We start from the raw sequence: 11,034 nt of genomic DNA on the forward strand, positions 1-11,034 counted from the left end.
GCAGGTTGCTTTGCTGCCAGATTACGAGTAAAACGGGGCAAATAGTTTTCTCGGCGCGGAAAGAATCCGCAGCTACAAAACCAGCCAGGCACACAAGGAGAATCAGATGTCTACAATTTTTTCTAAAATCATTGCGGGTGAAATTCCGGCCGATATTGTGTATCAAGATGAGTTGGTCACTGCGTTTCGAGACATCAATCCGCAGGCACCCACCCACATTTTGATTGTACCCAACAAGGAGATTGCCACAGTCAATGATTTGGCCGCAGAGGATGAGCAGGTGGCAGGACGGCTGTTGCTGGTAGCCAAGAAGCTGGCGGCGCAAGAAGGTATTGCCGAGGACGGCTACCGCCTCATGATCAACTGCAATCAGCATGGCGGCCAAGAGGTTTTTCATGTTCACCTGCATTTGCTGGGGGGACGGCCGTTAGGTCCGATGTTGATGAGACGGTGATCAGTATCCAGTAGACCAGTATTCGGTAAGCCAGTGACTGATTTCTGAAAACTGTTTACTGACTACGGGCTGATGGCGTTGATCTCATCATCCCGGCAGACGCACGCCTCGCGGCTGACGGTGCCGCGCAGCAGCAGGCCGTCGTATTCAGAACCTAACCCTTGCGAAATCCAGCCCGCCATATTGAAGGGAATAGCCCCATCTGCCGCGACCCAACGGCCGTTGTAACTCCGCGCCACGTGCAAATGCGTGCCATTAGAAAAACCGCCCTCGCAGGAAGGATGACCCAAACGGTCGCCAGTTTGAACCGGGGTGCCTACCGGAATACGGTCGCGGTTTTCCAAGTGCATATAGGTAATTGCCCAGCCTGTGCCCACAAAGCCGTCGGCGGGAGCGTTCGGCATATCCAAATCTACTACCACTGCGCCGAAATCACTGCGGGTGACAATGCCATCGGCCATTGCTGTCACCCAATTGTCTGATTGGATGCAGCCTAGCTGTTCGCCGGGCGGAGCAAAATCGAGGGCAGCCCAGGCGGAGCCAGCCGCCCAGCCGCCGTGCGGCCCACCCGTGAAGTACCAGGTCTCATTTTGCCAAGGAAGCTGCAAGCTCGGTTGGCTCAAATCGGCAGGCCAGAGGGGATCAACGGTGTAGGCAAAGGGATTGCCAAACATGGCATTGTAAGTAAGCCAGAAGCCATTTGGCCCGACTTCTTGCAGCCAGGTAGTGTAGGTGGCGTCGTCGTGGGCACTCAGCCATTTTTGTACGCCAGCGGTGCCGTTGTTGATGGTGGGAGCGTACCCCAGGCGGGTGCCATCAGTAATGGTGAAAACGTTGAGGCCGCCTTCGGAACGGCCGTAAAATCCCCAGTTGAGTTGATTGGCTGCCCAGCTCAATTGTGCGTACAGGCCAGGCTGGTTGCTAGCACGATAGCCCATTGGAAATTGCTCTACCACGCCAACTGCCTTAGTGATCCACCCAGCCCGGTACTCCAGAGCGGCCAGCAGCAATCGGGGGTTCACGCTGAAGCGGTTGGCTACTAAAGAGACAATCTCTGGTCCTGCTAGCAGTTGATTTTCCACCGTTTCTTCGTAATTAAGCAGGTAGCTGCCGTACAATTCGGCAAATTGGCGCACGTCGAAGCCGTTGGCGGCGGGACCGTACACCAGTTCGCTATCGGGGATGAGTTTGAAATCGGGGCCAAATTGGGTAGCGCTACTGGGCACCAGCAAGGCTTGCCCCACATAGACGAGGTTGCCATTGTCTAGCTGGTTGAGGCTGAGTAGCTGCTCGATATTGGTGCCGTAGAGCTGGGCAATGTAGCCGAGGGTTTCACCCACGCCAACGGTGTGGGTAAGGGTGCCATTTTCTTGGGCAACGGCCGTTTCGTGGGTCGGGTCGGGCGTGGGCGTGCCATTGTAGGTGGGTCGGGCTATTGCTTGTGCCGGATCGGATTGTGGTGTAGGCGGCAGAGGCCCCTCGCCGCGAAACGGGGTAACGATGGGTGTGGGTGGCGTATTGACGCTTTGGCCGGGGGTGACAAAAACGGCCGTTTCCGGATCAGGTCGTTCGCAGCCAACCAGCAAAAAAGTATGCACCAAGAGCAAGCATAAACCAGAATAAGCTATTTTTGATAAATCACGTCTCATCGACGAGGATTGTACTTCAGGAAGTTACAAAATCGAATTAGAAAACAGGTTAGAAGTAGCTGCTTAATTTTGAAACCGCTATGTTGTTCCTGAATGATTACCCAACAATGAATTAATCTTTTGCATTAGCTGTGAAAAATTGATTGGCTTTGTTTCAAAATCGTTGCAGCCAATTGCCAAACTTTTATTCCGGTCTTCAACGAGAGCATGTGCTGTCAAAGCAATAATTGGAATATTTTTTGTAGCCTCAATATTTCTTATGCGGTGTGTGGCTTCCCATCCATCAACAATTGGCAAACTGATATCCATTAAAATCAGGTCTGGCTGTTCCTTTTGCGCAAGTTCAACACCTTCTTCCCCATCATTTGCAGTGATAACCTCAAAATTGCGAAAACGCAACCGCTCTATCAGGATTTCTTGGATCATTAGACTGTCTTCAACAACCAAAATTTTATTCATCAATATGTCTCGTATGCTAATCCTATTCTTTTGGGTTTGGGCACGCTTGCTTCTACAAAGGAAACAATTTATTGGTACCCGTTAGACGGCCGTATGGGCATTGTGACAACAAACGTTGCGCCTTTTCCCTGTTTGCTGGCTACGTCTATCGTTCCACCCAATAACTGGCAAAGACGCTTACTAATGGCCAAACCTAACCCAATGCCATCATGTACACGGGTAAAGGAAGAGTCGGCTTGAGTAAATGGTTGAAAGATCTTTGCCAACATCTCTTCTGGAATACCTTCACCACTGTCCTTAATAGTAAATGAAACGCAGGAGCCTGCTTCATCGCGTCGCGCCATAAGCCAAATGGTACCATCACGCGTAAATTTGGCAGCGTTCCCCAGCAAGTTTAAAAGTATCTGACGCATTTTTGTCCTATCTGTAAATATGCTGCCCAAGTCGTCACTCAGTTCCATTATTAACGTGTTGTCATTTCCGTCAATTTGCGGCTGAATATTCGTTATTACCTCGGTAATTAAGGCGGAAATAGAAAAATCGCTGTTCGAGATTTCTACTCGCTCTGCTTCAATCTTCGAAAGATCCAAAATGTTACCAATAAGATCGTTTAGATGATGCCCAGCTGCGCCAACTTGGTTTAAATGCGGGATTATCTTGTCATAGCCTAACAGTTTGCTTTTTTCCTGGATGAGCTCGCTGTAACCAATAATTGCTGTTAGCGGCGTACGCAATTCATGGCTCATTGTTGCCAAGAATGTGCTCTTGGCACGATTGGCAGCTTCAGCGATCTCTTTGGCTTGTTTAAGAGAGGCTTCCGTTTGCTTTTGGCGTGTGATGTCATGAACCATGATCAGGCGCCCAGTGGACTCGCCTTTTGTATCAGACAATGGCGAGAGGGAAACGTGATAATGACGCTCTTCTTGGTCTGCAAAAGGTAAGCAGATTTCTGCCTGAGTATATTCTTTACCCTGAAAGTGAGTCAGCGACTCTGGCCAACGATTCATCAGTTCAACAATCGGTTTGCCTAGAACATCTTCCTGAACATCCAACATTTTGAGGATAGCTGGATTTGCTTCGAGAATGCGATTTTGATCATCTAAAACCAGCATGCCATCATGCATTTCATCAATGACGCGTCTACGAATGATGGGTGTGATTTCTACAAGCCCTACCTTGGAGATGCCCCAAGCTAACATGAATCCTGTAATCAGAAAAGAAAAGGATGTGTAATCAATGAGGCTGCCGCGAACAACCACAAACATGATATTGGCAATCCAGGGAATAATTGCGCCGACGAGCATAACGCCAATCTGTCGTCGATGCAGGCGTGAGCTTTGTCGATATGCCTGGATCATGAGGATAACGCCACTGACTAGAAGAATGTAAGAGTAAATGGTGTGAACCCAAAATGCTGGGCCTACTGTACGCTCCCAGAAGGGGTATTCTCCCGAGGTGTTCAAGATTAAATTGACTCGAAAGAGTGTATGCCATTGGTCTGTCCAAATTACGAGAAGCGTTAGGATAGGCATTATCAACAATAGGGCTAGTTTGCGGCGTGTAAGCAAGGTTGCTCGATCTGTATATACGAGACAAAACATAAACCAGGCTGTCGGAACAATAACGATACCTACATATTGCACGTTGACCCAAAAAAGCCGCGAGTCAAAATCCATGAACAGCCCTTCAATGGTGCTGCTGAAGAGCCAGATCACAATGCCTATTATGAGGGGAAGTAATGCGCGTGCGCCGCGCATCTCGCGTCGTTGCCAAACATAAACCAACAGATAGGCTGCCATTAATGAGGCGATGAGTACAGGTAAGATGATGGGTGTAAATTTCCAGTTCATTGCTTTATTGTGAATGCTTCCGCTTCTTGCAATGGCAAGATGACCGTAAAGGTAGACCCACTTCCATATTGGCTTTTAACATTGACTTCACCACCTAGCATTTGGGAGTAATGTTGGCTGATGGACAATCCTAAACCCGTGCCGCCAAATTTCCGTGATAAGGATGAGTCTGCTTGAGTAAATGGTTGAAATAATTCGTCTATTTGTTCGGGCATTAATCCAATACCAGTATCACTGATTGTAAATTGGATGTGATCTGCACTTCTTGTTACCGCTAGTTCAACTTTGCCAGCTTCTGTAAATTTAGCTGCATTGCTCAATAAGTTGAGCAAAATCTGATTGAGCAAGGTGCGATCGGCATACATGGTGCCGATATCTGGCGCGTGGGTGATTGTTAATGTGTTGTTGTTGGGCGTCATTAATGGTTGGGCTACGTTTTTGACGTTTTGCAGAAGGTTGGCAATGTCAATTTCTGCAATACGTATCACAACTTTGCCCGCTTCTATTTTTGACATGTCTAGAATTTCGCTGATGATGGAAAGTAGATGATAAGCGGCCGTTTCTGCTTTTTGCAGGTAAGGGAGGGGGCTGATATTTGATTCTCCTTGCAACAATTCTTGTAGCAGTTCATTGTAGCCAATGATGGCAGTGAGAGGCGTGCGCAGTTCATGACTCATATTGGCCAGGAAAGCACTTTTGGAACGGCTGGCCGCCTCTGCCATCTCTTTAGCGGTAGAAAGCTCACTTACGAGTCGCTGTTCGGCAGCATACATTTGAGCGTTGGTAAAAGCTAAGGCAATTTGGTCAGCCGCTAGTTTCATAAGCAGGAGTTTGTCTTCGGTGAAGTGATGTTCCGTGGGGTGGGTAAGGGTGAGGATGCCAAGAACGTTCCCTTCTTTGATTACAGGTACGGCTAGTGCCGAACAAACGGTATAAGGTTGTTCTTCAAGATGCAGCCACCGTTTGTCTTTAGTGGTGTCAGGGATAAGGACGGGCTGTTTGTTTTGCAGCACCCAGCCAGCAAGACCATCTTTTAGAACGGCCGTTTCCACTATCGCCTGTTGGTCAGAATCAATGTCGGGCCAAGCCAAGATGCTATGCGTAATGTTTTGGTGTTCGTCAAACAAAAATAGGCTGCCATTGTCCGCTGACGTTGTATCGAGGGCAATCTGGAGCGTTCGGCGTAAAGTGCCCTCCAGCCGGGGGGTTTGGGTGATAACATTGGCGATCCCGACAAGCGTTTCAAAAAGTTTCTTCTGATTCTCAAGTTCTTGCACCGCTTTACGCGCTTCTGTGACATCATGCAAAATGAGCAAACGGCCGCTTGCCTCGCCCCGCTGATCCAACAAAGGGGAGACAGTTACCTCAAAATGAGCACGGTTTTTAGAAATGCCTAGCTCAATCTCTTGTTGCATTTTGCTTTGTTTATATAGAGGCAAGATGTTGGCAAAAGTTCCCTGGAATAATTGGTGAACAGTCATGCCCACTTGCAATTCTTGCTCCGCGCTAAATAAACGTGCTGCTGCTGGATTAAAATCTAGCAAACGGTTTTGCCGATTCCAAACAAGCATCGCATCAGACATGTTCTCTAACACAATCTCCCGAGCAAATGGGGCGACATCGAGTAAGTTTAAGCTGCGTAATGTCCAGGCAAGAAATACGGCCGTTGCTGCAAAACCAATGGGTGTTAAATCCATATATGGGATGGGATTCAGCCCAGCAACGTGCAACCCGTTCCCCAACCAAGGGAAAATGGTTGCTAGAACAAGCCCGTATGTTTGACGACGGTACGGATTCCTTAGCTTCCTCCCCAGGCTCAGGAGCAGTAATGATCCCGCCAGCAGCATCAAGTAAGAATACCCAATTAGCACCCAAAAGACGGGGCCGTATTCCGGTGAGAAATTAGGGAAAGGTGCACTGTTATCCAGGCTAATCTCACGATAAAAAAGAGTCGCATCTGGCTCAAGAAAAACGGTAAACAAGATTAGCGAGGGGATAATAAAGAAGATCGCGAATAATTTGTTTGAGAACGGCCAGCGGCGGGTGTATTGTAAACAAAAAACAATAAAGACTGAGGAAACATTGACAATGCCAATGTATTGAACTTTGACCCAAAATAATTTGGCTGGGAGTGTCGTGGCGCCAATCTCTAATGCGTACCCCAGACACCAAAGGGCAGCCAACGCAGCAAACAAAGCAAAGGTCTTTGCCCCAATCGCTTCCCGACGGTGCAAGGCAGGTGGAATTAATATGCCGGTAATGGCAGCAGCTATAAACAGCAGAAGTGAATACGGAGTGTATATCCAGCTTAAAGACATAAGGGCGAAGGTTTTATTTATTTAACCAATTACGCCATGACCAAGACGGCCGTTTCCTGTTCAACAACAGGAACTGTAAAGGAAAATATATATCCTTGATTGAGCACAGAGGCAAACCCAAGTCCGCCTCTCTACAATTCTACTCGTTTTTTAGTAACGTTTAATCCCAAAACTGTACCATGTGTATGAGTGACATGATAATGTTTCTTTGCTAACGATTTTGTGTTGCTATTTAGATGGGAAAGAAGGTAAAAAGTCACTAATTGCTAATTTAGCTGTTGCGAAAGCCTAACTTGGTAGTTTTTTAATAGAAGAGTTGGCTACCCCAATTGTGCGCCAAGAAATCAGATGCCACCGTACTTACTATAAGTTAAAATAGATTTCTTATGGGCAAAATTACGCAAGTCATTGGGAGATTTCACCCTTTTTACCAAAACTGAGAGAAAGAAACTTTAATGCAAGCAAATTACGTGCAGCGATTACGGTTAATTTTTAGCAAGGGCGGTGCAGCCCGGTTTATTAGCCATTTGGATTTGGCACGGACGCTGGAGCGAGCCTTGAACCGCGCCAAAATTCCGGTGGCGTACACGCAGGGGTTCAACCGTCGCCCCCGGATGCAAATGGCAACTGCGCTCCCGCTGGGTTACACCAGCGAATATGAACTGGCAGATGTTTTGCTGACGGAAAAAATGGAACCGGCGCAGGTGCAGCCGCAGCTCATGGCCAAAATGGCACCGGGTATTGAGATTTTGAGCGTCACGGATGTGCCCGTTAGCGGCGCGTCTTTGCAGTCGCTCACTCAATCCTCCACGTATATGGCCACCCCACTTGAGCCAGTGGATTTTGAGCAGTTGCAGACAAAGATCGCTGAGATTTTAGCGGCAGAAAGAGTGGAGCGCACACGCGAGCGGCGGGGAAAGAAGAAAGTGTATGATTTACGGCCGTTAATCCTCAATTTGGCTGCTAACCTGGATGAGCAAGGACAGGTTCAGATCGAAATGAACCTCTGCCTGGCCCCTTCCAAGACGGGTCGCCCCGATGAGGTGCTGCTAGCACTTGGCTTCGATCCGCTGGACGTGCGCGTTCACCGCATGGGCATGGTTTTGGCAGAAGAAGTTAAAAAATAGTTGATGGGTATTGGTAAATGGTTATTGGTTAGCTGGTTATTAGTGGGCTTCGCTGCGTGTGGATCATCTTCGGCAACGGCCGTTCCGCCCACATCTTCTTCCATCCAAACAGTAACTTTGCAACCAACTCCAACATTGCAGGTCACTACGTCACCCCTTCCCCCAGCGATGCTTGCATCGCCCACGCCCACACCTCAGACGGACACCGACTGGCAACCCCTCCAACAGGGTCTGGAACGTCGTGCGATTCAGATTTTGGATGAAAACGGCCGTCAAACCGAAAAGATCACGCTTTTACGTATAGACTCCAGCTTGTTCACATTCAAAATTGGGTACAGCCCTGGCCAGCCCAAACCGCTGGCAACTTGGCAAGAAGAAACCGGGGCACTGATTGTGGTGAACGGTGGTTTTTTTACGCCGGAATTTGTGGCCACGGGGCTGATTGTGGTGGACGGCCAGCCCAGCGGCAGCAGCTACGTGGGCTTTGGCGGCATGATCACTATGGCTGAGAGCGAGGTGCAGGTACGGTCTTTGCTGGAACGGCCGTATCAACCCACCGAAATCCACGACTACGCCCTGCAAGCATTTCCTATGCTGGTGCTGAATGGCGAAGCCGCCTACCAAACCACCGACTTTGACCGCGCGCGGCGAACAGCAATTGGGGTAGATGGGAACGGCCGTATCCTCCTCATCCTGGCTAGCTGGGGCAGCTTCACCCTGGCCGAATTCAGCAGCTACCTGGCAGCGGCCGATTTCGGCCTAGTGAACGCCCTTAACCTTGATGGCGGTACATCCACTGGCCTCATTCTGGCTGAACCGCCTGAAAGCATCCCTGCTTTTGTGGCGGTTCCAAGCGTTATCATCATTTTCCCAAACTGATTTAGTTTCGCAATTCACGGCGAACCAGCTGCAAGAAAACGGCCGCTACAGGCATCACTTTTTGAATATCGGCCGTTTGCTGGTCTGGTGAGCCAACGTTGAACTGATTGCGCCAAGCGGTAGCCAACTGTTCGGCGGTGGGCAAGGTGCCATTGGCAAAAAGCGGGGCGGCATTTCGGCATAAAAAGGTTTCATCAAACAAGCTAGCTGCCCACTCTGGATGCGATTGCTGGAATGTTTGGTACGCTGCTTTGACGGCGTGGGGGGTGGATACGGCCGTTTTGCTCTGTGGTGCCAAACCTGCGCTAAATACGTTCCCAATGGTTCTGAAGATATTGTTTGCTTTTAACTGATACATGCTGCCGTCTCCTTTTTGATTGGGTGTTTATCTAAACGATGACCCAACTATAAAAAGAGACCGTGACACAAACGTGACAGTTATTAGGTGCCCGCAAATTTTGCAAAGTTTCCGAAGATATCAGGGGTTTTCTGCAGGGAGCTGCCCTTCCGGGCCACAAAGGCAGCGTGTTTTAATCCGAGCAGGATTGAAGAAAGTTTTTAGCCAATCATGCCACATAATGATTGCCTCGCGATTGGCTGCATAATAAATCCAACGGCCGTCAACTACATCTCGCCGGGAACTGACCAAGCCCACGCTTTCCAAAATTTTCAAATGATGGGATAGTAAATTCGCAGCCAGCCCCAGCTTCTCTTTCAGCTCGCAGTTGCAAGTGTCCCCTGCCATCAGTTCAGCAAAGATACGCAGTCGGTTAGGATCAGACAGGGCTTTGAAAACGGCCGTCCGCTGTGTCAATTTCTCTTCATTCATACATCATTACCCAATTACCAGATTAAACAGATAGCCCGTAAAAATAATTGCCACAGCCACGATGCCAATAAAAATGGCGATAAGGCGCAGCTTAATGACCCGCTTCAAAATAAGGATTTCTGGCAAGCTGAGGGCGACAACAGACATCATGAAGGCAAGCACAGTACCTAGCGCTGCCCCTTTTTCCATTAGCGCATGTACCACCGGAATGATGCCAGCGGCGTTGGCATACAGCGGTACACCCAGCAGGACGGCCGTCGGTACCGACCACCACGCTTCCCGCCCCATCACATTTGCCAGGAAATTTTCTGGCACATACCCATGAATGCCAGCACCAATGCCGATGCCGATAATGACAAACAGCCACACCTTGCCCACAATTTCCTTCGTACTGCGGCCCGCATCCCGAATTCGGTCGTCCAGAGTCGGTTTGTAGGTGATATCGGCAGCTTGTTGCCCAACCTGCACCTGCCACACAAAATCTTCCACGTACCGCTCTGGGCGTAGGCGGCCAATAAGCATGCCGCCCAAAATGGCAATAGTCAGACCAGAGATGAGGTACAGTCCCGCGATTTGCCAGCCAAAGAGACCAAACAGCATCGCCAGGGCGATTTCATTCACTACGGGCGTGGCAATCAGGAAGGAAAACGTAACGCCCAGCGGGATGCCGCTTTCCACAAAACCGATGAACAGCGGCACGGCCGAACAGGAGCAAAATGGCGTGAGCACACCCAACCCAGCAGCGAGGACGTTGCCCACACCTTCACGCCGCCCGCCCAGCGCCGCCCGCGTTTGTTCCGGGCTAAAAAATGAGCGTACAAACGTGACGAGGAAAATCATCCCCGCCAGCAGCATCAGAATTTTAGGCACGTCGTAGAGGAAGAAGTTTACGGATTCGCCCAGGCGTGTGTGAGCCTGCAGGCCAATGAGATCGTAGGTGAGCCAGTCCGCCAGTGCTTGCAACTGCTGCCAAACCAGCAGCCAAATCAGGCCCAGCAGCAGCACCAGCGTCGGTAGCTGCCAGCCTGATTTGCGGGGTGGGGTAAAGCTAATTTTGTGGCTGCTCATGAAAAGCTCCTAATTTTGGGCAGCGATGAGCCAGTTGGTGACTTCTTGGTTGGTGGGAATACGGCCGTATGCCACCACCTTTTCATTAACCACCAGCCCTGGAGTAGACATTACGCCGTAAGCCATAATCTGCCCGTAATCTGTCACTTTCTCAATCTCAGCCGCCATGCCCAGCTTTTCCACTTCACGGTGAGCAATTTGCTCCACCCGCTTGCAGTTGGCGCAACCCGGACCGAGTACTTTAATTTTTAGCATGAGGTGCTCCTTGATAGTTCAACATTCATTGAAGTAATGTGTGGGAACTGTACGCTGCAAGGGGAAACGGCCGTAGTGAACTTCATCACCTGAACCACATGACGCTTATCATAGTTCAACGCTCATTGAAATATTGACTGTGAAAA

General features: G+C 49.5%; 11 protein-coding genes. 3 read left to right on the forward strand and 8 right to left on the reverse strand.

What is annotated here, in order from left to right:
- The first annotated feature begins 106 nt into the window (after window positions 1–106).
- The gene (locus ACOQPU_RS21255) at window positions 107–454 is read left to right on the forward strand and encodes an HIT domain-containing protein (protein WP_420641841.1); all 348 of its coding nucleotides are present in this window, start codon (window positions 107–109) and stop codon (window positions 452–454) included.
- Between the two features lie 62 nt (window positions 455–516).
- On the opposite strand, the gene ACOQPU_RS21260 is transcribed toward ACOQPU_RS21255, so the two are convergent.
- The 4 genes from ACOQPU_RS21260 to ACOQPU_RS21275 all read right to left on the reverse strand — a co-directional run bounded on the left by ACOQPU_RS21260 (window position 517) and on the right by ACOQPU_RS21275 (window position 6,730).
- Entirely contained in the window at window positions 517–2,103 is a 1,587-nt protein-coding gene (locus ACOQPU_RS21260) for a LysM peptidoglycan-binding domain-containing protein (RefSeq protein ID WP_420641842.1), read from the reverse strand.
- 78 nt (window positions 2,104–2,181) lie between these two features.
- Window positions 2,182–2,562: a response regulator gene (locus tag ACOQPU_RS21265; protein WP_420641843.1), complete on the reverse strand. Its 381-nt coding sequence runs from the start codon at window positions 2,560–2,562 to the stop codon at window positions 2,182–2,184.
- A gap of 68 nt (window positions 2,563–2,630) precedes the next feature.
- Window positions 2,631–4,412: a histidine kinase N-terminal 7TM domain-containing protein gene (locus ACOQPU_RS21270; protein ID WP_420641844.1), complete on the reverse strand. Its 1,782-nt coding sequence runs from the start codon at window positions 4,410–4,412 to the stop codon at window positions 2,631–2,633.
- Window positions 4,409–6,730, reverse strand: coding sequence for a histidine kinase N-terminal 7TM domain-containing protein (locus ACOQPU_RS21275; protein ID WP_420641845.1), 2,322 nt, complete (start codon window positions 6,728–6,730; stop codon window positions 4,409–4,411). The genes ACOQPU_RS21270 and ACOQPU_RS21275 overlap by 4 nt, the downstream gene beginning before the upstream one ends.
- Before the next feature lie 455 nt (window positions 6,731–7,185).
- Here ACOQPU_RS21275 and ACOQPU_RS21280 point away from each other — a divergent pair, with 455 nt between their 5' ends.
- Entirely contained in the window at window positions 7,186–7,857 is a 672-nt protein-coding gene (locus ACOQPU_RS21280) for a TIGR03936 family radical SAM-associated protein (RefSeq protein ID WP_420641846.1), read from the forward strand.
- 3 nt (window positions 7,858–7,860) lie between these two features.
- Window positions 7,861–8,736: a phosphodiester glycosidase family protein gene (locus ACOQPU_RS21285; protein ID WP_420641847.1), complete on the forward strand. Its 876-nt coding sequence runs from the start codon at window positions 7,861–7,863 to the stop codon at window positions 8,734–8,736.
- 1 nt (window position 8,737) lies between these two features.
- On the opposite strand, the gene ACOQPU_RS21290 is transcribed toward ACOQPU_RS21285, so the two are convergent.
- The 4 genes from ACOQPU_RS21290 to ACOQPU_RS21305 all read right to left on the reverse strand — a co-directional run bounded on the left by ACOQPU_RS21290 (window position 8,738) and on the right by ACOQPU_RS21305 (window position 10,888).
- Window positions 8,738–9,094, reverse strand: a complete 357-nt coding sequence (locus ACOQPU_RS21290) for a hypothetical protein (protein WP_420641848.1) — start codon at window positions 9,092–9,094, stop codon at window positions 8,738–8,740.
- Window positions 9,095–9,214: 120 nt separating this feature from the next.
- The gene (locus ACOQPU_RS21295) at window positions 9,215–9,565 is read right to left on the reverse strand and encodes an ArsR/SmtB family transcription factor (RefSeq protein WP_420641849.1); all 351 of its coding nucleotides are present in this window, start codon (window positions 9,563–9,565) and stop codon (window positions 9,215–9,217) included.
- A 6-nt stretch (window positions 9,566–9,571) separates the two neighbouring features.
- Entirely contained in the window at window positions 9,572–10,633 is a 1,062-nt protein-coding gene (locus ACOQPU_RS21300; protein WP_420641850.1) for a permease, read from the reverse strand.
- A 9-nt stretch (window positions 10,634–10,642) separates the two neighbouring features.
- Window positions 10,643–10,888: a thioredoxin family protein gene (locus ACOQPU_RS21305; RefSeq protein WP_420641851.1), complete on the reverse strand. Its 246-nt coding sequence runs from the start codon at window positions 10,886–10,888 to the stop codon at window positions 10,643–10,645.
- Window positions 10,889–11,034 lie beyond the last annotated feature (146 nt).

The organism is Candidatus Leptofilum sp. (assembly GCF_965223285.1).
Lineage (GTDB): Bacteria > Chloroflexota > Anaerolineae > Promineifilales > Promineifilaceae > Leptofilum.